The 25,520-nt window shown below is 55.9% G+C and carries 23 protein-coding genes and 1 tRNA gene; 8 read left to right on the forward strand and 16 right to left on the reverse strand.

All coding sequences use genetic code 11. The features are described from left to right. The first annotated feature begins 183 nt into the window (after positions 1 to 183). Positions 184 to 1,269, forward strand: a complete 1,086-nt coding sequence (locus AC1RQB_RS08760) for a type I restriction endonuclease (RefSeq protein ID WP_063342744.1) — start codon at positions 184 to 186, stop codon at positions 1,267 to 1,269. Between the two features lie 202 nt (positions 1,270 to 1,471). On the opposite strand, the gene AC1RQB_RS08765 is transcribed toward AC1RQB_RS08760, so the two are convergent. Beyond that, positions 1,472 to 2,011, reverse strand: a complete 540-nt coding sequence (locus AC1RQB_RS08765; RefSeq protein WP_063342745.1) for an AidA/PixA family protein — start codon at positions 2,009 to 2,011, stop codon at positions 1,472 to 1,474. 126 nt (positions 2,012 to 2,137) lie between these two features. Then, positions 2,138 to 2,641, reverse strand: a complete 504-nt coding sequence (locus tag AC1RQB_RS08770) for an inclusion body family protein (RefSeq protein ID WP_008074518.1) — start codon at positions 2,639 to 2,641, stop codon at positions 2,138 to 2,140. 389 nt (positions 2,642 to 3,030) lie between these two features. Here AC1RQB_RS08770 and tam point away from each other — a divergent pair, with 389 nt between their 5' ends. Next, positions 3,031 to 3,801: a trans-aconitate 2-methyltransferase gene (gene tam, locus AC1RQB_RS08775; protein ID WP_063342746.1), complete on the forward strand. Its 771-nt coding sequence runs from the start codon at positions 3,031 to 3,033 to the stop codon at positions 3,799 to 3,801. Positions 3,802 to 3,857: 56 nt separating this feature from the next. Here the strand turns inward: tam and AC1RQB_RS08780 are convergent, their stop codons facing one another. From AC1RQB_RS08780 to AC1RQB_RS08790, 3 genes are all read right to left on the reverse strand, one after another. After that, positions 3,858 to 4,265 (reverse strand): type II toxin-antitoxin system HicB family antitoxin, encoded by a 408-nt coding sequence (locus tag AC1RQB_RS08780; RefSeq protein ID WP_063342747.1) that lies wholly within the window; start codon positions 4,263 to 4,265, stop codon positions 3,858 to 3,860. 36 nt (positions 4,266 to 4,301) lie between these two features. After that, positions 4,302 to 4,481 (reverse strand): type II toxin-antitoxin system HicA family toxin, encoded by a 180-nt coding sequence (locus tag AC1RQB_RS08785; protein ID WP_048394018.1) that lies wholly within the window; start codon positions 4,479 to 4,481, stop codon positions 4,302 to 4,304. A gap of 265 nt (positions 4,482 to 4,746) precedes the next feature. Then, complete coding sequence (locus tag AC1RQB_RS08790; RefSeq protein WP_008074515.1) at positions 4,747 to 5,082, reverse strand: hypothetical protein; 336 nt, start codon at positions 5,080 to 5,082, stop codon at positions 4,747 to 4,749. Positions 5,083 to 5,483: 401 nt separating this feature from the next. Here AC1RQB_RS08790 and AC1RQB_RS08795 point away from each other — a divergent pair, with 401 nt between their 5' ends. Genes AC1RQB_RS08795 through AC1RQB_RS08815 form a run of 5 tightly spaced genes read left to right on the forward strand, consistent with a single transcriptional unit; the run spans position 5,484 to position 10,516 of the window. Next, positions 5,484 to 6,950: a cytochrome c oxidase subunit II gene (locus AC1RQB_RS08795; RefSeq protein ID WP_063342748.1), complete on the forward strand. Its 1,467-nt coding sequence runs from the start codon at positions 5,484 to 5,486 to the stop codon at positions 6,948 to 6,950. 50 nt (positions 6,951 to 7,000) lie between these two features. Continuing rightward, the gene (gene ctaD, locus AC1RQB_RS08800) at positions 7,001 to 8,776 is read left to right on the forward strand and encodes a cytochrome c oxidase subunit I (protein WP_063343923.1); all 1,776 of its coding nucleotides are present in this window, start codon (positions 7,001 to 7,003) and stop codon (positions 8,774 to 8,776) included. Then, positions 8,773 to 9,465, forward strand: a complete 693-nt coding sequence (locus AC1RQB_RS08805) for a cytochrome c oxidase subunit 3 (protein WP_063342749.1) — start codon at positions 8,773 to 8,775, stop codon at positions 9,463 to 9,465. The genes ctaD and AC1RQB_RS08805 overlap by 4 nt, the downstream gene beginning before the upstream one ends. 6 nt (positions 9,466 to 9,471) lie before the next feature. Continuing rightward, a complete protein-coding gene (locus tag AC1RQB_RS08810) occupies positions 9,472 to 10,185 on the forward strand; it encodes a heme-copper oxidase subunit III family protein (protein ID WP_063342750.1) in 714 nt (237 codons plus the stop codon). A 13-nt stretch (positions 10,186 to 10,198) separates the two neighbouring features. After that, on the forward strand, positions 10,199 to 10,516 hold the full coding sequence (locus AC1RQB_RS08815) for a cytochrome C oxidase subunit IV family protein (protein ID WP_008074510.1): 318 nt from the start codon (positions 10,199 to 10,201) through the stop codon (positions 10,514 to 10,516). A gap of 38 nt (positions 10,517 to 10,554) precedes the next feature. Here AC1RQB_RS08815 and AC1RQB_RS08820 read toward each other — a convergent pair whose 3' ends face one another. Then, positions 10,555 to 11,115 (reverse strand): hypothetical protein, encoded by a 561-nt coding sequence (locus tag AC1RQB_RS08820; RefSeq protein WP_008074509.1) that lies wholly within the window; start codon positions 11,113 to 11,115, stop codon positions 10,555 to 10,557. Between the two features lie 681 nt (positions 11,116 to 11,796). Between AC1RQB_RS08820 and AC1RQB_RS08825 the strand changes: the two genes are divergently transcribed. Next, positions 11,797 to 12,192: a hypothetical protein gene (locus AC1RQB_RS08825; RefSeq protein ID WP_259333057.1), complete on the forward strand. Its 396-nt coding sequence runs from the start codon at positions 11,797 to 11,799 to the stop codon at positions 12,190 to 12,192. A gap of 282 nt (positions 12,193 to 12,474) precedes the next feature. Here the strand turns inward: AC1RQB_RS08825 and AC1RQB_RS08830 are convergent, their stop codons facing one another. From AC1RQB_RS08830 to AC1RQB_RS08875, 10 genes are all read right to left on the reverse strand, one after another. Next, entirely contained in the window at positions 12,475 to 13,647 is a 1,173-nt protein-coding gene (locus AC1RQB_RS08830; RefSeq protein WP_131816024.1) for a hypothetical protein, read from the reverse strand. Positions 13,648 to 14,008: 361 nt separating this feature from the next. Next, complete coding sequence (locus tag AC1RQB_RS08835) at positions 14,009 to 15,574, reverse strand: Fic family protein (protein WP_063342752.1); 1,566 nt, start codon at positions 15,572 to 15,574, stop codon at positions 14,009 to 14,011. 330 nt (positions 15,575 to 15,904) lie between these two features. Beyond that, positions 15,905 to 15,978, reverse strand: a tRNA-Gly gene (locus AC1RQB_RS08840). Between the two features lie 181 nt (positions 15,979 to 16,159). Beyond that, a complete protein-coding gene (locus AC1RQB_RS08845; RefSeq protein WP_007898567.1) occupies positions 16,160 to 17,044 on the reverse strand; it encodes an alpha/beta fold hydrolase in 885 nt (294 codons plus the stop codon). Positions 17,045 to 17,358: 314 nt separating this feature from the next. Then, positions 17,359 to 18,051, reverse strand: a complete 693-nt coding sequence (locus AC1RQB_RS08850) for a pseudouridine synthase (RefSeq protein ID WP_063342753.1) — start codon at positions 18,049 to 18,051, stop codon at positions 17,359 to 17,361. A gap of 32 nt (positions 18,052 to 18,083) precedes the next feature. After that, positions 18,084 to 18,302: a cysteine-rich CWC family protein gene (locus tag AC1RQB_RS08855; protein WP_063343924.1), complete on the reverse strand. Its 219-nt coding sequence runs from the start codon at positions 18,300 to 18,302 to the stop codon at positions 18,084 to 18,086. A gap of 92 nt (positions 18,303 to 18,394) precedes the next feature. After that, entirely contained in the window at positions 18,395 to 20,173 is a 1,779-nt protein-coding gene (atzF, locus tag AC1RQB_RS08860) for an allophanate hydrolase (protein ID WP_063342754.1), read from the reverse strand. A 15-nt stretch (positions 20,174 to 20,188) separates the two neighbouring features. Beyond that, positions 20,189 to 23,830, reverse strand: coding sequence for an urea carboxylase (uca, locus tag AC1RQB_RS08865; RefSeq protein WP_063342755.1), 3,642 nt, complete (start codon positions 23,828 to 23,830; stop codon positions 20,189 to 20,191). A gap of 305 nt (positions 23,831 to 24,135) precedes the next feature. Further along, a complete protein-coding gene (locus AC1RQB_RS08870; RefSeq protein WP_063342756.1) occupies positions 24,136 to 24,777 on the reverse strand; it encodes an urea amidolyase associated protein UAAP2 in 642 nt (213 codons plus the stop codon). Positions 24,778 to 24,788: 11 nt separating this feature from the next. Next, a complete protein-coding gene (locus tag AC1RQB_RS08875) occupies positions 24,789 to 25,514 on the reverse strand; it encodes an urea amidolyase associated protein UAAP1 (RefSeq protein ID WP_063342757.1) in 726 nt (241 codons plus the stop codon). Positions 25,515 to 25,520: the final 6 nt, after the last annotated feature.

Raw genomic sequence — 25,520 nt, forward strand, 5'->3', positions numbered from 1 at the left:
CAACCATTTCTACTGCCGAGGGAGTTGATCGATCGCGCTTTTCATCGGAATGCGGCCTATGGCTTGCCGCGTCTGGAATCTTTGGTTGGAATCTTTCTTTGTGCCGGTTTGTGTCTAGTATCAAATGGTGGTCAATTTGCCAGCATGCAAACACACGGATCGAAACCAAGTAAGAGGTCACTCATGGAATTCTTTGAGAAGTTAGCAAGCCTAGCCGCCAAGGTTCGTTTGCAAAGCGCAGCAATTCAGACGGAGGAGGCGACCAAGAATGCTTTCGTCATGCCTTTCATCAGTACGGTGCTGGGCTATGATGTCTTTGATCCGAGTGAGGTGACTCCAGAATTCGTTTGCGATATCGGAACGAAAAAAGGAGAAAAAATTGACTACGCAATCATGAAGGAAGGGGAGGTACAGATCCTCATCGAGTGCAAAAAAATAGGCGAATCGCTGCACATCAATCACGCCTCCCAGCTATTTCGCTATTTCCATGTCACCAGCGCTCGAATCTCTATCCTCACCAACGGCCAGGTCTATAAGTTCTTCACCGATCTGGATGCGCCCAACAAGATGGATGAGAAACCGTTTCTTGAACTCGATCTTCTGGATATCGATGAGTACTCCGTCCCCGAATTGATCAAGCTAACCAAGTCTGCATTCGACGTGGATTCGATCATCAATGCTGCAGGTGAGCTGAAATACGTCAGTCAGATCAAAAAGGTCATTGCTTCGCAGGTCATCAAACCTGATGACGACTTTGTAAAAGTCTTCGCCTCCCGAGTGTACGACGGGGTCATAACTCAGAAAGTCCGTGAGCAGTTCCACGAGCTGACGAGAAAAGCAGTCGTGCAGTTTCTCAATGATCAGATCAATGACCGACTCAAATCAGCTATGAGTGGTGCCATTCAGCCTGCGCTGGCATCGAGATCGGTTCCTGCCGGCGGCGGTGATCCGACAGATCAGCGTGACGAATCAGAGGATAAAGTGCTGACGACCCTGGAAGAATTGGAGGGTTATCACATTGTCCGTGCGGTGGTTCGTTCGGTTGTGGACGCTAAACGGATAGTGCAGCGCGATACGCAAAGCTATTTTGGGATCTTGCTCGATGACAACAATCGCAAGCCGATTTGTCGCCTTCATTTCAATCGTTCACAAAAGTACATTGGGATTTTTGACGAAGAGAAAAATGAAACGCGGCATCCGATTGGCTCGGTTGATGAGATTTACGATTATTCTGATCACTTGAAGAAGACAGTTGGATACTACGACTGACCTAAACAGCGTACAAAGAACCGGCTCCTTGAGGCTAATGCCAGTCAGTTAAGGACAAATCGGACCTGTAGGAGCCAGGCTTGCCGGCGAAAGCGCACTTAAGGACGCCTTCGCCGGCAAACCTGGCTCCTACGAAAAGCGGTTTGCTCGCTTAACTGAGCGGCATTAGGCCCTTGAGGCCGGTTTTTTTGTGCATATCTATTCACGCCGACAGCGTCACCTCAGTCTTCCATCTGAAGTACCCCACCGCTTCACAGCGCTGGTTGATCAGCATGAAATTCAGTTCGCAGGCTGTCACGCCCGTGCTCAGTTGCGAACACTCCCAATAATGATCATCGGCGCTGTGGCTGCCAGGCTGGGTCGGGTTGGCGGGGTCGGGTGCGGGGACTGTCTGGTCGCTGTGAACGATCAGTTTGGGCGGCGAAAGAACCCCGGCGTCGTCCACCGTCAGGTCGTGAAATACCACCGTATGTTCGGTCAGCAGGCTGACGGTTCTGCCGCGAATATGGAAGACCTTTCCGTTGCTGGCGGTCAGCGTTATTTTACTGTCATTTTCAGCACTTTGTGTCGTCGTGCTACTAGTCACGGGGAAGATGAAACCATCTTCAATCACCGTCGGCTTTTGCGGTTCAAGGCTGGGTTGCGGGTAGCGGGAAAGCAGCGATTCGGCATCGACGATCAGCAGCACGCTATTGGCTGTCACAGTACTCGCCGAAGGGGAGGTAATCGGTTCGGAAGTCATCATGGATTCCTTTCATGATGTTGACGCAAAACGGTAGCCGCTTCGGTTTCAAGCAAGACATCCTGTTCCGGCCGAGGCGGCAACGAACTGGGGTGACCCCTCGTTGCCAAGGGGTCGATTCCATCATCAGTTATGGATGGAAATGAACGGGTCCCACGAGCAGCAGCCGATAATCTGGCAGTTGCGGTCGACGATCAGGAAGTTGAAGTGATAGGTCACACGACCACACGCCAGGGTTTCCGAGGACCAGTAATGGTTGTCGACTTTCTGGCAGCTAGGCACTGACGGATTGCTGGTGTTGGGTACCGCAACGCAAGCGGTAGCGCGGCGCGGTGAAGGTGGGGAGATCAGCTCGTTGCCTGCGTTGCCGATGAACTTGTAGAAAATCACCGCGGTTTCGAAGCTCTGGGACAGGCTGGTTTCACGCCAGCGAATCAGATCGCCGACCTGGGCCTTGAGGTCCAGTTCGCCACCGGCCTGGCCGCTGACCACGTTATCCTGATTGGTGACCATGTAGACGTGCTTCCAGTCGATCAGCGTCGGCGAAGCAGGGTTTTTGCTGATGTTCGGGTAGTTTTTCAGAATGGTTTCGGTGTCGATGGAAACAAGTACATCCGTGACTCGAGACATAGTAAAGCTCCTTTGATAGTGATTACCTGGCTACCTACCAGGCACAACGCTTTGCCTTGCGGCCGTTGCGAACACACTACTGGGGGAACCCACTCGATCACGGGATACGAGCTGGCCTTGCTCCTTGCCTTGAAATGACGGGTTGGGTTCCTTCCAACAGGCCGCGAGTAGGACTATAGATGTCATTTTTATACTGTCAAAATCGCTTTGCTTGTCTGTCGACGAACGGTCCTTTCGGTTATTACTTTCACTGAATTGGCGATAAGAAAATGGCCATTCAGATTCCTGTGCCCTCCGAAGTCGGGTTAGGGCAGAGTTCATCGCTCGATGTATCGTAGCGAACCGGTTGTCTGCCGCTGGCGACAACCATGCACCAGCAGGAGAGCGATATGAGTTGGTCCGCCAAACAATACGTAGCGTTTGAAGATGAGCGCACGCGCCCGGCGCGTGACTTGCTGGCCGCCATCCCCCCGATGGACGTCCAATCGGCAATCGACATCGGTTGCGGCCCCGGTAATTCCACCGAGCTGCTGGTGCAGCGCTTTCCCAATGCCGCGGTGCGAGGGGTGGACAGTTCACCCGATATGATCGAGGCCGCTCGCAAGCGCTTGCCTCACCTGCGTTTCGACACTGCAGACATTGATGCCTGGAACGAGACCGGCCCGTTCGACGTGATTTTCGCCAACGCCGTGTTGCAGTGGCTGCCCGATCACGCCCGGTTGCTGCCGTCATTGGTGGCCAAGCTCGCGCCCGGCGGCAGCCTGGCGATTCAGATGCCCGACAACCTCAACGAACCGTCGCACAGGTTGATGCGCGAGATCGCAGCGAACGGCCCTTGGGCTGACAAACTGGCAAGGGCCGCGGGCCTGCGAACGGAAATGGAGGATGCGGGTGGTTACTACTCGATGCTGCGTGCCCATTGCACCCGCGTCGATGTATGGCGCACCACTTACTATCATCCCCTCGCGGACGGCGCATCGGGCGTGGTCGAGTGGTTCAAGGGCAGCGGTTTACGGCCTTTTCTTGAGCCGCTGAATGAAGCGGAGCGGGTGGAGTATCTCAAGCAGTATCAGGCGGCGATCGAGCAGGCCTATCCGGCGCTGAGCGATGGTTCGGTACTGTTGCCATTTCCGCGGTTGTTCTTGGTGGCGACGCGCTGACCTACAAAGGGACATTCGTGGTCGTTTGTCCCTTTGATTGATCAACCTCCGAACCATCAGCCCTGCTGCAAAACCTTGAGCGCCGCCGAGGCCAGAAACCCGGAGCGACTTTTCTCTTCCGGATGATGCAGTACGTATTCGTCGATACGGTTGAGCAAGTAGCCGGGCAAGGTGATGTTGAGTTTCTGGGCCTTGCCCAGGTATTTGGTGACATCGATGTCCACCACAGCCCACGTACACCCTGCGTACTGTGGATTGGCCGCATGCAGGGTCACTTTGTTGGCGGGTGGAATCGGTGATCCGTCTTCGGCCAGTATTTCGAAATGGCCTTCGATGGCTTCGCGCGCCATGGCCATGGCGTCATCCAGATCCTCCCCAGCGGAGAAACAACCCGGAATATCCGGTACGTCAACACCCCAGGCGTGTTCATCATCGCCCATGGAGATTGCAATTGGGTAAAGCATGTTCGTCATTCTCCGAAGGCGCTGTCCATCGACTCGTCATAGCAGCGCCTGTTGCAAAATACTGATGGCCGTTTTTTTGAGCAGATCCTTTTTCGGATGGGGAACCGTTACCAGTCCCGGCTTGGTCGGGTGCTTGAAATGGTGATGGCTCCCCTTGATTCGTACCAGATACCAGCCATCTGCAACGATTTGGCTTATCAAAAACCGGCTATTCACATCACCTCCCTGTGGTGTGCTTGTGGTTACTATACCTACTGAAATCCACTAATCAACACTATAACCACCAATGCATCCTGAGCACTGATGTGTTAACGGCGTGAAATGAGTCTAGGAGGGCAATTGGCGATGGCTTGGGGAGGTGCGGCTTTCTGTATTGCAGGGTTTTGCCACGGTGCTGAAGAGCAAGAGGCGCTCAAATTTCAGGTATAAAAAAACCGGCCACTTCGGACCGGTTCTTGTGTTCCCTGACACGCAGTAGCTTCTAAATCAGCTGATCAATCAAAACCGCGTTGGTATAGATCAAGCTTCCATCGCTCGCTCGATGCCCGACCAAATGGAACTGACCGCGACCGTGCTGCAAGTAGACGCGCATTTGGCAGTCGGACAAGGGGTCGTATCCCTCTGGCAAGACCAAATCCATTGAGCTCATGTCGACATCGACCATGGCTTCAGGCTCATGGGTTTTCTGTAGGCGTTCTTCAGCTTCCTCCAGACGCAGATGGAGGGGGCCATCGACATCAAAACTGATCTCACCCACCGGGGTGGACTTTGGGGCGCCGCTGGGTTTGCACCAGCCTTCGATCGTCAGGTTACTCATGACGAAACCTCCGTCGTGGACTGCTGGACTCTGTAGCTCTTGTCTCTTCTCAAGCCATCCGCTTCTGGCCAGTTCTGCCATCCGTCATCAGAATTGAGTATAGCTGGCAACCCGGCCTCGCTTGCGGTACCCGTGTCAATTCGCTACGCCCATTTAGTCTTGAGAGACGTAATGCTGAATATCCATAGTTATATGTAGCGAATAGCTTTAAACGATTAACTTAATGTTCGAATTGGAATATCTGGCCAACAGGTTTTTCAGAAAAAGCGCGTGTTCCGTCCGTGCACTATACTTCCTGCTGACTTTACCGTCGGAATGGATGGTGTTTGTCTGCCCTGCTTGGACGTCAGTGGCGATGCGCTTGCATAACCAGTGAACAACAGGAATAGGATGAAGAGAAAATGGCAATAGCAATTATCTTGATACTAATCGTTATTGCATCAGTGTTGTTCCATGTACTAGCGCCTTGGCATGCGACACCGGCAGCCTCCAACTGGGGGTCCATAGACACCACCCTGTTCATCACCCTGATCATTAGCGGAATATTTTTCATCGCCATCACGGTATTTATGGCGGTAGCCGTGATGCGTTATCGTCACAAGGAGGGTTCCAGGGCGCACTACCAGCCAGAAAGTAAAAAACTGGAAACATGGTTAATTATCGTGACCTCGATAGGGATTGCCGCGATGTTGGCGCCAGGTCTGGTTGTTTACAGTGATTTCATCAATGTGCCGAAAAATGCTTATGAACTTGAAGTGGTCGCCCAGCAGTGGCAGTGGGCCTTTCGTTTTGCCGGCCAGGACGGGAAGCTGGGGAAATCGGATATCAAGTTTGTTGATTTCACCAACCCCCTCGGCCTTGATCCCAAGGACCCTGTCGGGCAGGACGATGTGCTTATAAAGAGCAATGAAGTTCGCCTTCCGCTCGATCAGCCAGTTAAAGTTTTACTGCGCTCTAAAGATGTGCTGCACAATTTTTATATCCCGCAAATTCGCAGCAAGATGGACATGGTGCCGGGGATGGTGTCGTACTTTTGGTTTACACCAACTAAAACCGGGAAATATGAAATCCTTTGTGCTGAATATTGTGGTTTAGGTCATTACAACATGCGCGGCCAGATGATCGTGGAAGAGCAGGGCGCCTTCGATCAATGGCTGAACAGCCAACCGACTTTTGCGCAGACATTAACGACAGCTGCCAAACCCAGTCAGGACAGCGTGCTGGAAAAAGGTCGCTTGTTGGTCGAAAAATACGGCTGCGGTGCCTGCCATAGCCAGGATGGCAGTACCCGTCTCGGCCCGGGATGGAAGGGGCTTTACGGCCGCACTGAACAGTTTGCCGATGGCACCCGTGCGCTGGTCGATGAGGCTTACCTGAAAGAGTCGATCCTCGATCCGAAGGCCCGGCTGGTACAGGGCTACCCGCCAGTCATGGTGGCCTATACTCTCACTGAAGATGAACTGGGTGCTGTCGTCGCCCTGATCAAATCACTGGGTGCCGCGCAGCAAGAACCTTCTGCCAGCGAAAAACTGGACAGAGGTGATGACTTGGCGACGCAGGGGCAGCGGCTGGCCGAGTCGCTCGGCTGTCTGGCCTGCCACAGTGTCGATGGCAGCAAGGGCGTCGGCCCCAGCTGGCAGGGCCTGTATGGCGAGACCGTAACCCTTGCCGACGGCACGAGTATCAAAGCCGATGAGGGCTATATAAAGGATTCGATTCTTAATCCCGGCGCCAAAATCGTCAAAGGCTACGCAGCCGTCATGCCGGCCTTTACCCTGAGTGATCAGGAGTTGAACGCACTGATCGCTTTTATCAAATCCAAAGCGAAAGCCGACGCTGATGCGAGCAAGGCGGAGCCAGGGAAGTAGCCGTAAAGCAGCCAGGAATGCACCGAAACTTCGAACAGGAGGATGACGTGATGGCCTATGCGGAGCAAGCCGAAACAGAAGCACTACACGAGCCCAAAAGCTTCCTGACCAAATATATCTGGAGTCAGGACCACAAGGTCATAGCCATTCAATATTCCTTGACGGCTTTATTCGTGGGCGTTATCGCCGTGGTGTTGTCCGGCTTGATGCGCATACAGATTGGCTTCCCCGGCGCTTTGGAGTTCATGGACGCCAGTGCTTACTATCAGGCGATGACCATGCACGGCATGATCATGGTCATTTACTTGCTGACGGCCTTGTTTCTGGGTGGCTTCGGTAACTATCTGATCCCGCTGATGGTGGGCGCCCGCGACATGGTCTTCCCCTATGTCAACATGCTGAGTTACTGGTTCTACCTGGTAGCGGTAGTGGTGTTGCTCTCCAGTTTCTTTGTTCCTGGCGGCCCCACCGGTTCGGGCTGGACGCTCTATCCGCCGCAGTCCATTTCTCAGGGGACACCGGGGGTCGAGTGGGGCATCGTCCTGATGCTCGTCTCACTGGCAATTTTTATTGTCGCGGCCACCATGGGCGGGTTGAACTACGTCACCACGGTGTTGCAGGCGCGCACGCACGGCATGACATTGTTTCGCATGCCGCTCTCCGTATGGGGAATCTTCATGGCCTCGATTATGGCCTTGCTGGCTTTCCCTGCGTTGTTCGTCAGCGCGGTCATGATGCTGTTTGACAAGCTATTGGGCACCAGCTTCTTTATGCCGGCGATGATCTCGCTGGGGCAGCAGCTCGATCACCAGGGTGGCAGCCCGATATTATTTCAGCACCTGTTCTGGTTCTTCGGCCACCCGGAGGTCTACATCGTTGCTCTCCCTGCGTTTGGTCTGGTCTCCGACTTGATCAGCACGCATGCGCGTAAAAATATCTTCGGCTACCGAATGATGGTGTGGGCCATTATTGCGATTGGCGTACTCAGCTTTGTGGTCTGGGCGCACCATATGTATGTCAGCGGAATGAACCCTTACTTTGGCTTTTTCTTCGCCGTTACCACCTTGATCATCGCGGTGCCGACCGCACTGAAAGTCTACAACTGGGTGCTGACCCTGTGGCGCGGCGACATTCATCTGACCGTGCCGATGCTGTTTGCCCTGGCCTTTATCATCACCTTCCTGGTCGGCGGTCTGACCGGGTTGTTTCTCGGCAATGTGATCGTGGATATTCCGCTCTCGGACACCTATTTCGTCGTCGCCCATTTTCATATGGTCATGGGGGTCGCGCCGGTACTGGTGGTGTTCGGCGGTATTTATCATTGGTTCCCGAAAGTCACCGGGCGCATGTTGAACGACACCCTGGGCAAGCTGCATTTCTGGATTACCTTTCTGGGTACCTACGCCATCTTCTTCCCCATGCACTACCTCGGTTTTCAGGGCATGCCTCGCCGCTACTACGCCTATGAAAACTACGCGTTCATCCCGCAGTCGGCGCAAGAATTGAATGCCTTCATTACGGTGATCGCATTGACCGTCGGCGTTTCCCAGTTGCTGTTTCTGTTCAACCTGGCCTGGAGCGCATTCAAGGGCAGGCCTGCAGGCAGTAACCCCTGGGGTGCGGCCAGTCTGGAATGGCAAACGCCGAACACCCCGCCGATACACGGTAACTGGGGAGCGAAGCTGCCGGTCGTGCATCGCTGGGCCTATGACTACAGTGTGCCGGGGATAGAACAGGATTTCGTTCCGCAAACGGTCTCCGCCGAGGAGCTTGAGCAAATGCGGCAACTCAGTGCCGAAGCCAAGATAGCGGACGTTAAAACATGAGCAGACTGCTATTGAGAAACGCCGACGGTGCTGACCCCGGCGGCAGTTGGAGTCGCGACCCAGGAAGTCTCCAGGCCCCCGAGGGTGCCGATAGAGGCCAAATCGCAAGAGTGGGCCTGCGCTTGTTTCTGGTCGTGGTGAGTTCGTTATTCTTTCTCTTCCTTTTCGCCTTTATTGCCCGTTCACAAATGGCCGACTGGCTACCCCTGACAGACCCCTTGGCGCCGTTAGCCAATCTCTGGCAGCTATGGCTGAATTCGGCTTTTCTGGTATTCAGTTGCGTCGCACTGCAGTGGTCGCGTATGGCCGCCCGGCAGGCTCGGCTGGACGCTACGATCATTGGTTTTGCATTGGGGGGCGTGTTTGCCATCGCCTTTCTGGTGGGGCAACTCTGGGTCTGGCAGCAGTTTGTGGCCTGGGGCTACTTTGTCGCCAGCAATCCGGCCAACAGTTTCTTCTACCTGTTGACTGGCCTGCATGGGCTCCACCTGCTGGGCGGGCTGATAGCCTGGAGCATAATCGTCGCTAAATTCCTGCGTCGCGTGCCGTTGCCGCAACTGCGCGTCAGCGTAGAACTCTGTACCACCTATTGGCACTACTTACTGGGTCTTTGGTTCGTGCTATTCGCTTTGCTGGCCAGCACGCCGCAAACCTATGAAGCGATCGCCAGATTCTGCGGCCTGAGGTGAAAATCCATGGCATCGCCCCCACTTGCCCCAGTCGAATCCAGTTCATCCAATCCACCAGACTCACCGCCTGCACTGGGATGGCAGGGCATCGCCAGCGACTGGTCCTCGGATAGAGAGGCCTTCAAGCAGGTCCCTTGGGGCAAGGCGATGATGTGGATATTCCTGCTCAGCGATACGTTCATATTCACCTGTTTTTTGACCGGCTACATGTCGGTACGCATGACCATCACCACCGACTGGCCGAACCCCAGCGAAGTGTTCGCATTGACGATTGGCGGTAAAGAAATCCCGCTTATTCTGATCGCCATCATGACCTTTGTGCTGATCAGTAGCAGTGGCACCATGGCCATGGCCGTTAATTTCGCCTATCGCCGTGATCGCGCGAAAACCACTGCCCTGATGCTGGCGACCGCCGCCTTGGGTGTGACCTTCGTCGGCATGCAGGCATTTGAATGGAGCAAGCTCATCGCAGAAGGGGTGCGTCCTTGGGGGAACCCCATGGGGGCGGCGCAATTTGGTGCCAGCTTTTTCATGATTACCGGTTTCCACGGACTGCATGTGTCAATCGGCGCCCTCTACCTCAGCATTGTGGCGTTGAAAGTACTGCGGGGAGATTATGAGCGTTCCGGAAACTATCAAAACGTCGAGATAGCCGGGCTTTACTGGCACTTCGTGGATTTGGTGTGGGTGTTTATTTTTGCATTCTTCTATTTATGGTAGAGGAGCACGGGTGATGGCACATGCTCAGGGTCAGCAACATCCAATCAGCTTGTACCTTAAAATCTGGGGGCTGTTATTCGTCCTCAGCACGCTGTCGTACCTTGTCGACTACTTCCACTTCCATGGCTACCTTCGGTGGTCCCTGATTATCACTTTCATGTTGTTGAAGGCAGGTTTGATTGTCTCCATCTTCATGCATATGGCCTGGGAACGGTTGGCCATGGTCTACGCCATATTGGTGCCACCGTTATGTTTACTGGTGCTCGTCGGACTGATGGCCACCGAGGCGGACTATGTTTTCCTCAGCCGGGTCATTTCCTTCGGCCAGTAAGCAGCTTCCAGCTTTCAGATGGCCATGAGTCTTCAGGGCTAACCCGATATCACTCGCTTGAACTGATGCCATTTGTGCTGCCAGGCCACTGTCCAGTGGGGGGCTGCCGTTCCCGTGCCGGCGATCGTCAGCGTTGGATGATGTTCGATTACCCGGTCCAATATCGGTTCCTGATTCGGTTCAACATCCACGAAGAAGATATGTTTTCCCTCTTCTACCATCTGTTTAAAACTGCGGAAGTGAGCGTTCGGTACCTGGATGCCAAAAAAACCGCCTTCCCAGATGCAGAAGCCAAATATAACGATGGCCAGGAAGATAAAAGGCACCCAGCCTGCGGCGGATTCGGTCCAGCCCATCCAATAGGCGCCGCCAAGGACCAGCGCCGCGAGTGGCACGCCGACCACAGCTCCAATCTCGCCAGAGTGAACAACATCCTGTTTCATCAACGAGTTAACCTCGTGGAGGTGATGTTCTTCAACATCAGCCACTTGTTCACTGAGCACATGAATTTGTTCGGTATTGATGCCGTTGGCTTCCAGTTCATTTTCAACGGCCTCGAGATCGTCGAGATTGTCACTGATGTAATAGTGCCGATTCATGCCACACCTCCCATCTCGTGTTGGCTGTAGACCTCCTTTGTCCTGCAGCCGTTAACTGAGATTTGCAGTCGATGTCTGTGCACGTGGGGAACGCTGCACGCTTGATGCAATTCGTAGGAAGTATAGCATTCGCTAGCATGCTGAGTTGACGGCGTCAAGGTCTGGAGGATCACCAAACCCCAGACACAAAAAAACCGCCCATCAAGGCCGGTTTTTCTTTACCTGCATCCCCCGTCAAAAAACGACGTGAGACAAAAATTCGATTGGAGCGGGTGAAGGGAATCGAACCCTCGTTATCAGCTTGGGAAGCTATTATTGGCGTAATGCCATCATCTGCCGGGGAATATTATTAACCCCCCTTGGCCCAGTAGAATCTAGCCTTTCAGCGTGGTGCGGCATTCAGTACTTGTTCAGCTCGGACCAGAGTGTCCAGCGAACTGTCACCACGAACTGTCACCAACTACTAGAACGAGACATCGATGCTCACGGATAAGCAGATACGGGCGCTGCAGCCACGGGAAAAGCTATACGTCATATCGGACGGGCGTAGCGCGAGGGGAGAGGGGGTGTTGCTACTCAAGATCCGCTATCTGCAGAACAAGGTCCAGTTCGGGCTGCTAAGCAATCCGGTGGCCAGTATCCCCGTACAGGGCCGACTGGGAGCAACCGGGTAATCGGGCGTTGTCCGTTGCTGAACTCAAATCCCTATGGAATCTGCTGCCTGAACAGCTTTCCCTTGTGACGTCTGAGTTGATCAAGTTCCTGATTGCATCAGGTGGCCAGCGCCCCCAGCAATTACTGGGCACCACGCGAAAGCAATATTTCGACGATCACCTGGTCATCCGTAGTCTCAAGGGTGTCGACGGTGAGCGGATCTTGCACGCGGTGCCCTACAACAGATTGATGCGACAAAGCCTCAAGACGCTGGATGAGATCAGCGAAACGAGCGCGTATCGTTTCATGGGGAAGATGGAAGACAAGCCGCTGCACACGCAGTCATTGTCCAGGGCCGTGACTAAACTCTACAGCCGACACACAAAGCATTTCGACGGGCCGTTTACGCTGAGGGATCTTTGAAGAACTTGTAAAACACTAATGGGAGTAGCAGGTTTGGAGAAAGAATTGCGCGATCGTATTCAGGGGCACGCATTTAACGATGTGTCATCCAAACATTACGATCGTTATGACTACTTCAAAGAGAAGCAATACGGGCTGCAACGTTGGGGGGGGATGGCTTGAAAAGAATATTATTGAAGCTTAGTAATTGTCAGAGATAAAGGCTGGCTGATTGCCAAAAGTTCTTGGTGGTTATCAGCCAAATCCAGTATTTTTCTCATGGCTCGCACTATTAGGTGGTGCCTAGTTCGTTGTGTCGTTTTCAGGTTTTTTTGACTTTGAGAGTTTTTGAAAAGATTCGGCAAACTGTAGAGCTTTGTCCATCATTTTCGGATCGAACTTGTCAGGATCGTGCCCTGAAAATGCGGATGCCGAATTTATGTTCCAGTGTTCGAAAGCTTCTTTTACCTGTGACCATTCTGCGTCTACTCCGTATGACTGGAGATAGAATTTCCCAAAGTTGATAGCATGTTTGCGCTCGCCGTTTTTTATTGATTCATGCATGAATGATTGTCCGTACATAAAACAATATTTCGAGAGTGCAACAAATAATCCGATTACGATAACACCTTTAAAAGCGAAAAATACTACCTGGGACCATTCTACGATTTCTTTCCCTTCAACAGGTGATAGGCCTTTAGCACCGAAAAAAATGCCAGTAGCGACTCCCAATATCAATGCGATCGTGCCGGCGATTGACCAGTTACGAGATATTTTATGATATTTCGTTGCCGCAGAGTCTAGTGATGTAATGGATTCGTTAACGTATTCGCTGGATCTGCGTTCAATGTTTCGTCGTGTTTCCTCTTTGTATTTTTCTTTCTCACGCTCTAACTCTGCGTACTCACTAGATATTTTGGCTTGATGGGCTTCGACTTGGATTTCTAAGCTCTTTTTCTCTTCCTCTAGTATGTTGGCTCTTTGTTGGAGTACTGCCTGCTCAGCATTAAATTTATCTAGTAGAGTCAGTTCTTTTTTACGGAGCTCTTCAGTTAGATGGTTTGCCTCGTTGCTAAATTTTTTGTCTCTTGCTTTGTGTTCGGAAATCAACTTGTCTCTGAGCTGTTCTAGCTCTTTACGCTGTTGTTCTACTTGTTCTCGGTAAGTTCGCTCGCGATCATAGTTTAGTTTTTCTTGAGCTTCAAGTTCGCTAATTCTGTTTTCAAGTTCAGTCTCAAGTGCTCTAGATCTTTTAGATAATACTGACGAAGAAGAGGTTTCCAGATCTTTGTGTATTAGGACGAAATCATCAGGGTTGAAGATTTCACGGCCGTCATCGCCGAAAGCTTGCAGGCTCTCATTTTTTACTTTATATAGTTTGAGCTCGCCTAAGTTTGCGACTTCCTTGCCGGTGAATTTACATTTTAATCCATCTCTTTTTGAGATAATTGATTTAAGTTGTCTTTCACTATTCATGCTTTTCGTCGCGTAATTGGTGTGGGTTTTGGGGGCGTTACTCGAATAGCGATATGTTCGACGGTGCATTCGCACAAGTCAATGGCTCATTGCTATCAGAAATCTTTGAATTCAGCACGGGACAATGCTGAATTCAGATCGATAAGTCAGTGGGATAGCTACGATGCGGCGGTCACCGGGACTCCTGTGCTTTCCATTTTTCAGGGTTTTCCTGCCACGAAATAATCGCGGACTCTCGCCATCGGGGAAAAAGGTGACGGATTTATTTATCAGCAAACAACTAGACCGGTCACGACTCGACCAAATCCCGGGTACAAAAAAACGGCTATCAAGGCCGTTTTTTCTAATCCACCCCTGCGCCTTATCCAGATTCGCCGAAAGATCCTTCTTCGCCTGCACCCATCTCTCGATCCTCAAACGCAGAACGCACGGCCTCCACGACGCGTCCCGCCATGCGCTCATCTTCAAGCTGCGGGTACCCTTTCTTTAGCTTGCCGGACACCACCCAGCCGTTCTCCTTGAGGGAGCGGATGATGCGGTTCGCATCCAGGTCTGGCATTTCCAGTACCTCTTTCAGCTGCTCCTGAGCTCGCTGAAAGATCATCAGTACTCTGGCTTCATCCGCCATTTCCTTTCGAATCGTGTGCTCGACGACGCGTGCGGTGTACAGGACATGTTCGGTCAGATCGGGATACCGCCAGGCAAAGCACGCGTCCTCGTACTCATCGAAGATGAAGTTGCTGCGAGTCCCGTCCTCGTAGGTCACGAGTTCGCCGAACCGATAGGCCGCTGCGTAACGTCGCATGAACGGTCGCGAGAACACTTCGAGCGTACGGTCATAGCCGGCCCTGAAGTCGATCGAACTCGTGATTGTGGCTGACACCGGCAGTATCACGCCGTCGGGCACGGCCTTATCGCGAATCAGGGAGTCGTTGATCAGGAAGCGATGAATCCGGCCATTGCCATCGCGCATGGGATGGATGTACACGAAGCCAAATGCCAACACAGCGGCACGTGCCAAGGATTCCGCACCACGCGTTGCAACTTCAAACTCGTTGAGTCCTGCCAATAGCTGTGCAAGATCCGCGAAATGGGGGGCAATGTAATGCACGATGTCCTCGCGCATCGTGGCCTGCCCCACAAACACAGGGGAGCGCCGCAAGCCCAGTCCAATAGCATCACGCCCCAGAATGCCGGCTTGCAGGGAGTGCAGGCTGTCGTTGCTCAACGGGTCTTTGATATGTCCGCAATACTGGGCGATGACATGGGCAAACCGCTGGATGCGATCGGCCTGGTCGGCTTCCTTTTCGATGAGAAAGCTCGCGCGCGATTCCTTGAATGTCAGCCAACTGGCGGTACGCATCAGGATGTCGGGGCCAAAGGCCTGATCTAATTCATCCAATGCCTCGCGTAGATCGAATTGCAGGGCCTCCTGCACTGGCGCCGTACGACGAACCAAGGGGCAGAACCCAGCCGTCCCCGGCAGGTTGTTATTGACTCGCCAACGCCGCGTTCGCAGTGCCTCGCGACGAGTCAGGTAATCTTGTGGCGAAAGTACATCAACATAGCCGCCATTGGTCACGTCTGGCACATCCAGACGTTCCCCTGTCAGCCATTCGTAGAGGAATCCCGTGCGACGGGCATACTGGCCGAATGGCTCCCGTCGACACCAGTCTTCGACAGGCTGCGGACCTATGGCCGCAAACAGGCGGGCGAAGAACTCGAGATGGATCTCTTCGTATTTGAGGCCGAATTCGAAGTGTCCTGCGAAATCGTCTGCGGGCCGATAGCTTGCCGGATACCGGTTCTCCACATTTCCGTCACTTTCGCGACTGACGCGTACAGTGCCGATCATCGAGTCGACGCGTAGGGGCTGTGCCAGTGCGATGTCGTAACGGTTCGCGAGGGCCTTGAAACCGACTTGCATTGACGAAATCCTTTACTGGGGCAAGAAAAACGCTAACAGAACGTCGATCATATGCGAAAACGCTAATTTCCGTAGATATGAAAATATTAATACTTGATGAAATTCGATAATAAATCCGTGTTTTTCGAAAAAAACGCTAACAGACTTCAGGGTAGTCGCTAACGCCCCGAGAGCACTTACTCATCGATCAGTGGACAATGGACGAAAATGGGGAGATGACTCAGAGCCCGATTCCACCAAACCCCAGACACAAAAAAACCGGCCATCAAGGCCGGTTTTCCTTTACCTGCATCCCCCGCCAAAAAAACTGACGTGAGACAAAAATTCGATTGGAGCGGGTGAAGGGAATCGAACCCTCGTTATCAGCTTGGGAAGCTGGAGTAATGCCATTATACGACACCCGCTCAGAGCGGCTGACTTTGTACCAGATGTGCGCGTGAAAATGAAGTTTTTCTTTGCACGCGATGGCTTTAGCACGGGGAAAACGAAAGCAGAGACCGCATTGCGGTCATTCGCGGGCAAGCCTCGCTCCTACAGGAATGCGCTTAACGCTGCAGGGCTGAGCTTGCTCGCGATGACTCTGTTTCAGATTGCCAATGCATGCTGGTCCTGGACGTAGTGGTAACGCGGTCGGCTTTCGTGTTGCGCCGGTTTCAGGAAGCCCAGCAGTGCGTTGCGGCTGTCCCGGCAGGCGGCTTTGTGCTCCATGTCGAGAAAGTGGCCGGTGGCCTGAAGGGTGCTGAAGGTGCTGTGCTGCACGTGGCCGGCGAACAGCCTGGCATCGGCGGCGGCGGTGTACTCGTCCCATTCGCCGTTCATGAACAGCACTGGCACGTTGATTTTCTTTGCCGCATTCAGATAGCAGTTGCGATCACTGTTGAGCACGTCGCTGATGTGAAAGTGCATCTGCCCGTATTCATGTTCGGCCAACGAACTGACGTGACGGTAGTTGAAACGCTTGAACAGCGAGGGCAGGTGTTTGCCGATGGTGCTGTTCACCAAGTCACCGACCCGGTTACCGTCCCGGCTGCCGAGATAATCGACACCGCGTTCAAGGTAGTCGAGCATGTGCTCGTTGACCACCGGCGAGAACGAGCTGATCACGGCCTTTTCGATGCGCCGTGGCCGTTGGGCCAGGGCGACGAGCGTGGCGGCGCCACCAAAGGAAAACGACAGCACGTGTTCGGCGGCGAAGTGGTCGATCAACTCAAGGAGGATCTGCCCTTCGATTTCCTTGGTCAGCATTTTCTCATGCAGGTTGTGGGCCTTCGACTTGCCCGCGTAGGGCTGGTCGTAGCACACCACATTGAACTGCGGATAAAGGTTTTTCACGGTTTGGGCAAACGACGCAGTCGTGGACATCGAGCCGTTGACCAGAATAATGGTCTTCTCTGCGGCGTCTGCGCGATAGAACTCCGTGTAAACCCGGTACTGACCCTGTATATCCAGCACAGCGATTTCTGGCCTCATGTCATAAGACTCCTGGCAAGCGGGTATGCGCGCAAATCAGATTGCACGAGCTTTGTGACAGGTAGGCATACGCCTGGAATTTTGAAGGCCCATGTCGATCCATTGCTGGCTGGTCGACGGGTATTGTTATAAGCGGGCAGTTTGCCGGGGGAAGGCGGAACCTGAGGGTTCTCTGCCGGCAAAAAGTTTCTTAGAGTAGTTTTGTGACTCGTCGGTCACGTTTCGCGCCGACGTCCTGATTCAAGCAGGGGTCACGTCATCGCGCAAGTATCTTTCGTAAAATTTTCAGCGGCTTCTGCTGAGCGGTCGCCTGCTTAGATCATTCGGATCTCTTCGCTGCTCAACGGCCGGTATTCGCCGGGCTTCAACACAGCGTCGAGCGCCAGTGGCCCCATGCGCTCGCGGTGCAGGCGTATCACCTTGTTATCGAAGTGGCCGAACATCCGTTTAACCTGATGATAGCGGCCCTCGACGATGCTCAGGCGCGCAGATGTTGGCCCGAGTACGACCAGTTCGGCAGGTTGTGTGATGAGGTCTTCGAAGGCGAAATACAGCCCTTTGGCGAAGGTGATCGCGTATTCGGCAGTGATGTCCTGCTCGGTCTCGACGTAGTAGACCTTGGGCAGTTTGGTCTGCGGTTGGGTCAGGCGTCGCGACCAGTTGCCATCGTTGGTGATCAGCATCAGGCCGGTGGTGTTGAAGTCCAGGCGACCGGCGATGTGCAAGTCTTCCTTGTCCGGTTCGTCGATCAGGTCGAGCACCGTCGGGTGTTGCGGGTCGCGGGTGGCACTGACGCAGCCGGGTGGTTTGTGCAGCATGAAGTAGCGGGCCGGCTTGCCAGCTTGCAGCACCTCGTCGTCGACTTCCACGCGGCTGAATTCCAGTACCTCGGCGTGAGGGTCGCTGACGACTTCTCCGTCGACCCTGACGCGTTTTTCCACCAGCAACAGGCGTACCTGCTTACGGTTGAAGCGGGGCAGGTTGCTGAGGAAGCGGTCAACGCGCATGACGAGTGTTCGATGGAAAAGGATCGTGCATCTTAGGTGATCGGCCAGGCGGCTACTTGCAACTGCATCTCGACTTGGGCGCAGGCCGGGCACAGGCAGGACTTGTCGCGCAACTCGGCGGGCAACGCCTGGAGCACCGCCGGATCGATGCTGACGCCGTAGCACCAGCAGGCACGATCGACGGTTCGCGGGTCAGCCAGGCTGCAGTCGTTGGAGGCGCCGCAAGCCGGGCAGAGGTCAGGTTTATTCATGAAGGAGCATTCGATTACGGCCGGTTTGCTTGGCCCGAGACCGCGCATGATCGGCCGGCAAGCACTCCTGCGCAAGCCGGCGATCCTGGAAATCAACGCCGATCGTTCAGATACGCACGCCACCCGCCCAAATGACTGATATCCACCGCCCCCTCCAGCCCATAAGGCTCACAGATAAACCCACTCTCCCACCGCCCATCCGCCAGTTGTACCTTGCCCAACCCCAGCGGCGCAGGAATGGCGGTCAGGAACGAACCCAACTCGCTGCTTGGCAACTCCCATACTTCCACCGCAATCGCTGCGCCACCTTCTTTCACTCGGACCATGCCAGGGCGATAGGGTGGGCCACCGGCCAGGGCATACAGCTGATAGTCGGGGGAACTGTGAGTGGCTTCGAGCAAACGGGCTCCACGCTGCTTGAGTTGCCAGTTCAGCGCCAGCCCATCCAGATGTGCTCCGCAGACCACCAGCCGTGCGCGATCATTGCGCGCAATATTTGTCGGCGCAGGCGCGGCCAACCCTTGCTGACGTTGCAAGGTATCCGCCACGCTCAACAGATATTGATCGGTAAACACCCGTCCGAACAACGTCACGCCCCATGGCAAACCATTGCCCATGAACCCGCTGGGCACGGCGACGGCGGCGTAATCGAGCAGGTTCATGAAGTTGGTGTAGTAGCCCAGTTCCGAGTTGCGCAGCACCGGTTCGGCCGCAAGCTCCGCCCGTGTCACCGGGCGGCCGATGGTTGGCGTGACCACGCAATCAAGGCCTTCCAGAGCTTTGTCGCACAGTGCTTTCAAAGCCTGCAGACGGTATTGGGCACGGAAGGTTTGCACGCCGGTCACCGCTGGCGCCTTGTCCAATACGGCGCGAATCACCGGCAGCACGGCTTGAGGATGTTGCTCCATCAACTCGCCGGCCACGCTGTAACGCTCCGCCACCCACGGCCCTTCATAGAGCAACCGCGCCGCTTCGAGAAACGGCGACAAATCCAGTTCGACCGCTTCGCCGCCCATGGCTTTGAGCTGGTCGATGGCGTCACCGAAGAGCAACGGGCCTTCAGGACAGCCGAAGAACGCCAGATCCTGCGCACGGGGTACGCCGAAACGCAATGGACGCGGTGTGCCGAAGGCCGAACCATCATTCCACAGCGGATTACTGCGGCTGTATTCGTCCCGTGGATCGAGATGAGCGGTGAGCGCGAGCAACTGACTGGCTTCCCGTGCCGTGGCTGTGAAGGTCGTGACGCAATCGAGCGTTCGACAGGCTGGAACCACTCCGGCCGTGGAGATCAGCCCTTTGCTGGCTTTCAAACCGACCAGATTATTCAATGCCGCCGGCACGCGACCGGAGCCAGCCGTGTCCGTGCCCAAGGAAAAACTCGCCACGCCGAGTGCCACCGCCAATGAAGATCCGGCGCTGGAACCGCCCGACGGATACTCCGGCAACACGCTGTTCGGGCAAGCGCCATACGGCGAGCGGCTGCCATTGAGGCCAGTGGCGAACTGGTCGAGATTGGTCTTGCCCAACGGAATCGCACCCAGCGCCAGCAGTTGCTCGACGACGGTTGCCGAGCGCTCCGGCACATAGGCAAACGCCGGGCACGCTGCCGTGGTGGGAATGCCCGCCAGGTCGATGTTGTCCTTGATCGCGAACGGCACGCCGTACAGCGGCAGGCTGCCTGGGTCACGACCGTCGAGTGCGGCGAGGTACGGTTCCAGTTCCTCGACACTGAGCAAATGGATGAACAGGTGATAGTCCGGGTTCAGTGCCGCGGCTTTTTCCCGCAGGTTCAACAGCAGTTGCCGAGGCGTGATTTGGCCTTGGTGGTAAGCGTTGCGCAGGGCGTCGAGTTGCAGATTGATGTTCATGGCGTTAATCCTTTTCTAATGGCTTGAGTCGAGTTCCAGCACCACCACACGCTGCCCGGCGCGCACCGGCGAACCCGGTTGCACGCGAATCTCGCGCACCACGCCCGCCATGGGCGCGAGCAGCGGGATTTCCATCTTCATCGACTCCAGAATCACCAGCACATCCCCCGCCGCGACCCGGCTGCCAGCCTGCACCTGAACCTGCCAGAGGTTGCCGGCGATGTGGCTGTCGATGCTCTGCTGACCGTCGGCCAGCGGTGCATCTTCGGTCACTTCCGGAGCCAGCTCTTCGCTGTCGAAATGCGCCTGGCCGCTGGCTATCCAGCGTTCGCGCTCGGCGTTGAACGCGCTTTTTTGCTGATCCCGAAATGCCGCGATGCCCTGGGCTTCTTTCGCCAAAAACGCCTGGTAATCCGCCAGATTCAGCTGACTGTGTTCGATGTTCAGATCAAAACGCCCAAGCGGGAAATCCCGACGAATGCGCAGCAGTTCATCGGCGCTCACCGGGTAGAAGCGGATCTGATCGAAGAAGCGCAGCAGCCACGGCTTGCCGTCGAACGCTGCAACCTCACGGTAGCGGTTCCACATCTGCAAGGTGCGGCCGACGAACTGATAACCACCGGGGCCTTCCATGCCGTACACGCACATGTAGGCGCCGCCGATGCCTACTGAGTTTTCCGCGGTCCAGGTGCGGGCCGGGTTGTACTTGGTCGTCACCAGGCGATGCCGAGGATCGAGCGGGGTGGCGACCGGTGCGCCGAGGTAAACATCGCCCAGGCCCATCACCAGATAACTGGCGTCGAACACTGTGCGTTGCACTTCGTCGAGGTTCGGCAGGTCGTTGATGCGGCGGATGAACTCCAGATTGCTCGGGCACCAGGGTGCGTCCTTGCGTACGGTGGTCATGTATTTCTCGATCGCCAATTGGCAGGCCGGGTCATCCCAGGACAGTGGCAGATGGACGATGCGCGAGGGCACCTGCAGGTCTTTGGCGGCGCACACGGCGTCCCATTCGCCGGCGACAATCCCCAGCAGATCGGCCAGCGGCAGTTGCTCCGGTTGGTAGTGCACTTGCAGCGAGCGGATGCCCGGTGTCAGGTCGATCACGCCGTGCAGGTGTTTGCTTTCCAATGCCTGCATTAGCGCGTGGGCGCGAAAGCGCAAGACCAGGTCCAGTTCGGGGGCACCGATTTCCAACAACAAATGGGTGTCGCCCGACAGACGTGCAACCAGCCGCGTATCCCCCTGACCAAAATCCAACACCACAGGCGACGCAAGCCCTTGTGGGAGCTGGCTTGCCTGCGATGAAGTTGATGCGGTGTCTGGTTGGGCCTCATCGCAGGCAAGCCAGCTCCCACAGGAGTCCCATTTCAAGGCGAGATTGCGAGCGGTCTTGAGATCGACCGGGACGAACTGCACCTTGTCCCCAGCCTTGAGCTGCCCCAGCTGCCAAAGGTCCGCCTCGATCACCGTCACCGGGCAGACAAACCCGCCCAAGCTCGGGCCATCCGGCCCCAGAATCACCGGCATGTCACCGGTGAAATCCACCGCGCCAATCGCGTACGGATTGTCGTGAATGTTCGACGGATGCAGCCCGGCTTCACCCCCATCGGCCCGCACCCATTCAGGCTTCGGCCCGATCAGCCGCACGCCGGTGCGGCTGGAGTTGAAGTGCACTTCCCACTGCGTGGCGAAGAAGGTGCCGATGTAGTTTTCGGTGAAATATTCCGGGGCACCGTGAGGGCCGTAGATCACCCGAATCTGCCGCACGGCGGGCAACTCGGTAACGTGTTGTGTCATCAGGTTTTGCCCGGCGCTGTGGTCGCTCAAGGCCGGAATATGCAATACGTCCCCAGCACGCAATGCACGACCGGCATGGCCACCAAACTGGCCGAGGGTGAAGGTACTTTTGCTACCCAGATAATCCGGCACTTGCAGGCCGCCGCGCAGGCACAGATAGCTGCGCGCGCCTGCACCGCCAATGGTGCCGAGGCTCAAAGTGGCACCGGCGGGAATCAACAGTGCGGTATTCATCGGCACCGCTTCACCGTTCAGCATCAACGCAATCACCGCACCCGTAGCGGCCACCACTGCCTCACAATTGAAGCGCAGCAGCGGCCCGCTCATGGTGATTTCCAGCGCTGCTGCACCTTCATCATTACCCAGCAAGCGATTGCCCAGACGCAGTGCCCGGCTGTCCATCGGCCCCGACGGCGGCACGCCTACCGCCCAGTAACCGAGGCGTCCCGGATAGTCCTGAACACTGGTCTGCGTGCCGGCGCTGAGCACTTCAAGGGTGTTGGCTTGATAGACCAGGCCTTCCAGGCAACGGGTCCACGGCTGGCCGCTGGCAAAGGGTGTATCGAGCAGAATCTGCCGCAAATAATCGCGGTTGGTTTCCACCCCGTACAACAGGCTGTCGCCCAGAGCCTGATGCAGATCGACGCGCGCTGCTTCGCGAGTCGGTGCCCAGCTGATGACCTTGGCGATCATCGGATCGAAGTACGGCGGGATCTCGCAACCGGCCTCGACCCAAGTGTCGATGCGCAGGTGTTTGCCATCGGTAACCGGGAAATTGACGGCAGTGAGCAGACCGGGACTCGGCTGGAAATCCCGACCCGGATCTTCGGCATAGAGTCGTGCCTGAATCGCATGACCGTCGGCTTTCAATCCCTGGCTCAACTCGCGCAGCGGCGGCAAATCACCGGCCGCCAGTTCCACCATCCAGCGCACCAGATCCACGCCCCACACTTGTTCGGTGACGCCGTGCTCCACCTGCAAACGAGTGTTCACTTCAAGAAAATAGAAGCGCTGGGCATCGCTGTCGAAGACGAACTCAACAGTGCCCGCGCTGCGGTAATTCACCGCTTTGGCCAGTTTGATGGCCGCTGCACAGAGTTCCTCGGCCATGCCCTCGGGCAGGTTCGGCGCCGGGGTTTCTTCGAGGACTTTCTGGTTGCGTCGCTGCACTGAGCAGTCGCGTACGCCGAGGGCAAGCACCTCGCCCTGGCCGTCGCCGAAGACCTGCACTTCCAGATGCCGGGCACGCTGGATGTACTTCTCGATGAACACGCCGGCGTCGCTGAAATTGTTCTGACCGAGGCGTTTGACGGCTTCGAAGGACTCGCTCAGTTCAGCAGCGCTGCGGCACACGCGCATACCGATCCCGCCCCCGCCGGCGGTGCTTTTGAGCATCACCGGGTAGCCGACCTGTTCGCCCGCTATCAACGCTGCATCGAGGCTATCGAGCAGCTCGGTACCTTCGAGCATTGGCACGCCGTGTTGCTTGGCCAGCGCACGGGCGGTGTGCTTGAGGCCGAACACCCGCAGGTGCTCCGGTGTGGGGCCGATGAAGGCGATGTCGGCCGCTTCGCAGGCTTGGGCGAATGCGGCGTTTTCCGAGAGAAAACCGTAGCCGGGATGAATCGCGGTGGCGCCGGTGGCTTTGGCGATGGCGAGGATTTTGTCGACCGCCAGATAAGTGCCGGCGGCCGCGCCTTCGCCGAGGCTGTGGGATTCAAAGGCTTGCAGGATGTGCAGGCTGGCGGCATCGGCTTCGGAGTAAACGGCAACGCCCTTGACCTGCAATTCATCCAAGGTACGCAAGATGCGACAGGCAATGGCGCCGCGGTTGGCAATGAGGACTTTTTCGAACATGGCATAACCCCCGGAGGCGATAAAACATCAGCCTCGACCTGGGATGCGGGCCGTCCCGCAGTTTTTCGATAGGCGCCGGGGTCGTCCCAGGCGGCAGAATCAACTTTCTTCAAAACTCCGCCGATCCTTGTGGGAGCGGGCTTGCCCGCGATGGCGGACTGTCAGTCGACATCGATGTTGAATGTGCTGGCCTCATCGCGGGCAAGCCCGCTCCCACAGGTTTCAGTGGTGTTTAGGAGGTTTGAGGCACTGACCTGAACGGGCCTGACACAAGACAAACAACCACCGCCGCAAACGCGAAAATTTCAGTTCCATACCAGCAGCTCCGCAGGCGTCGGGTTGTAGGCGTTGCACGGATTGTTCAGTTGCGGGCAGTTGGAGATCAGCACGATCACGTCCATCTCGGCCCGCAGGTCGACGTATTTGCCCGGCGCCGAAATCCCGTCTTCGAACGTCAGCCCGCCGTCGGCCGTCACCGGCACGTTCATGAAGAAGTTGATGTTCGGCCCGATGTCTCCCTTGCCCAGCCGACCATCGTGGGCACAGGCGCGCAGGTAGTTGTCGCGGCAGCTGTGCATGTAGCGTTTCTCCAGTGCATAACGCACGGTGTTGCTCTCCTGGGCGCAGGCACCGCCGAGGGTGTCGTGACGCCCGCAAGTGTCGGCGACGATGGTCAGCATCGGTTTGCCGAGGTTGGAATAGAGCACGCTGCCGGTACTCAGGTAGACGCTGTCCTGCCGACGCAACGTGCGCTGTACGTCATAGCGCTCCTTGGGATTGGCGAGGCTGTAGAACAGAGTGTCGACCGCCTGATTGCCTTCCAGGTCGAGGATGCGCAAGGTCTGGCCGGCCTTGACCTCCATCAGCCAGGGTTCGCCGGCGGGGATGGTGGCGCGGTACACCGCGGTTTCAGGTAGCTGTTGAGCAGTGGCGATAGCGAGTGACATGGCAGCGATCCTCAGGCGAACAGGCGGTCGGTGTTGATGAAGCCGCGCTCGTTTTCCGGGCGTGAGGTGCGGCAGTGTTCGGCGACACTGGGATCGGCGTTCATCCAGCTGAGCTTCAGCGGTTTCGGCGCATATTCGGGGGATGGATCCATCGGGTGTTGCAGAGCGGTGAGCACCACCAGGGTATCCATCGGCGCGTACAACTCGATGTAATCACCGGCCTTGGAATGGCCTTCGACGAAGTGGAAGCGCCCGGCCTCATCGACGTTCACACGGCTGAACAGGTTGAGGGTCATCAACAGATCGGACAGGCCCAGACCCCACTTACCCAACTCCACCAACAGGTTGTCGGTGCCGTTGCGGAAGAAGCCGTTACGCAGTTCCTGATAGCGGCCCGCGCCGTATTTTTGCGCGACTTCTTCAGCGCAGAGAACACCACCGAGACTGTCGCTCCAGCCGCAGGTGTCGGCAGTGATGGCCGCCAGTACCCGACCCATGTCCGAGAAAAGGCAATGGCCGGTGGTGAGCTTGGCGGTGTGTTGGCATTTGAGGCTGTCGGGCAGGTTCAGGCGTTCGGTTTTTTCATGGGCGTTGAGCAGCGTCAGGCTGACATTGGCACCGCCGCGCAGGTCGGTCAGGCGCAGTAATTGGCCACGTTTCAGAACGAAGGAGCGATGGCCGCCGCCGGGGAGCATTTCTTCGGCGAAGGGCGGGAACAGCTGGGTCGAATCAGTCATGTGCAA

The sequence above is a fragment of the Pseudomonas sp. GW822-FHT02E03 genome, assembly GCF_058802325.1.

Bases quoted from the DNA above. Each gene is read 5' to 3' on its own strand.
- AC1RQB_RS08760 (WP_063342744.1), top strand. From the start codon at position 184: ATGGAATTCTTTGAGAAGTTAGCAAGCCTAGCCGCCAAGGTTCGTTTG.
- AC1RQB_RS08765 (WP_063342745.1), bottom strand. From the start codon at position 2,011: ATGACTTCCGAACCGATTACCTCCCCTTCGGCGAGTACTGTGACAGCC.
- AC1RQB_RS08770 (WP_008074518.1), bottom strand. From the start codon at position 2,641: ATGTCTCGAGTCACGGATGTACTTGTTTCCATCGACACCGAAACCATT.
- tam (WP_063342746.1), top strand. From the start codon at position 3,031: ATGAGTTGGTCCGCCAAACAATACGTAGCGTTTGAAGATGAGCGCACG.
- AC1RQB_RS08780 (WP_063342747.1), bottom strand. From the start codon at position 4,265: ATGCTTTACCCAATTGCAATCTCCATGGGCGATGATGAACACGCCTGG.
- AC1RQB_RS08790 (WP_008074515.1), bottom strand. From the start codon at position 5,082: ATGAGTAACCTGACGATCGAAGGCTGGTGCAAACCCAGCGGCGCCCCA.
- AC1RQB_RS08795 (WP_063342748.1), top strand. From the start codon at position 5,484: ATGGCAATAGCAATTATCTTGATACTAATCGTTATTGCATCAGTGTTG.
- ctaD (WP_063343923.1), top strand. From the start codon at position 7,001: ATGGCCTATGCGGAGCAAGCCGAAACAGAAGCACTACACGAGCCCAAA.
- AC1RQB_RS08805 (WP_063342749.1), top strand. From the start codon at position 8,773: ATGAGCAGACTGCTATTGAGAAACGCCGACGGTGCTGACCCCGGCGGC.
- AC1RQB_RS08810 (WP_063342750.1), top strand. From the start codon at position 9,472: ATGGCATCGCCCCCACTTGCCCCAGTCGAATCCAGTTCATCCAATCCA.
- AC1RQB_RS08815 (WP_008074510.1), top strand. From the start codon at position 10,199: ATGGCACATGCTCAGGGTCAGCAACATCCAATCAGCTTGTACCTTAAA.
- AC1RQB_RS08820 (WP_008074509.1), bottom strand. From the start codon at position 11,115: ATGAATCGGCACTATTACATCAGTGACAATCTCGACGATCTCGAGGCC.
- AC1RQB_RS08830 (WP_131816024.1), bottom strand. From the start codon at position 13,647: ATGAATAGTGAAAGACAACTTAAATCAATTATCTCAAAAAGAGATGGA.
- AC1RQB_RS08835 (WP_063342752.1), bottom strand. From the start codon at position 15,574: ATGCAAGTCGGTTTCAAGGCCCTCGCGAACCGTTACGACATCGCACTG.
- AC1RQB_RS08845 (WP_007898567.1), bottom strand. From the start codon at position 17,044: ATGAGGCCAGAAATCGCTGTGCTGGATATACAGGGTCAGTACCGGGTT.
- AC1RQB_RS08850 (WP_063342753.1), bottom strand. From the start codon at position 18,051: ATGCGCGTTGACCGCTTCCTCAGCAACCTGCCCCGCTTCAACCGTAAG.
- AC1RQB_RS08855 (WP_063343924.1), bottom strand. From the start codon at position 18,302: ATGAATAAACCTGACCTCTGCCCGGCTTGCGGCGCCTCCAACGACTGC.
- atzF (WP_063342754.1), bottom strand. From the start codon at position 20,173: ATGAACATCAATCTGCAACTCGACGCCCTGCGCAACGCTTACCACCAA.
- uca (WP_063342755.1), bottom strand. From the start codon at position 23,830: ATGTTCGAAAAAGTCCTCATTGCCAACCGCGGCGCCATTGCCTGTCGC.
- AC1RQB_RS08870 (WP_063342756.1), bottom strand. From the start codon at position 24,777: ATGTCACTCGCTATCGCCACTGCTCAACAGCTACCTGAAACCGCGGTG.
- AC1RQB_RS08875 (WP_063342757.1), bottom strand. From the start codon at position 25,514: ATGACTGATTCGACCCAGCTGTTCCCGCCCTTCGCCGAAGAAATGCTC.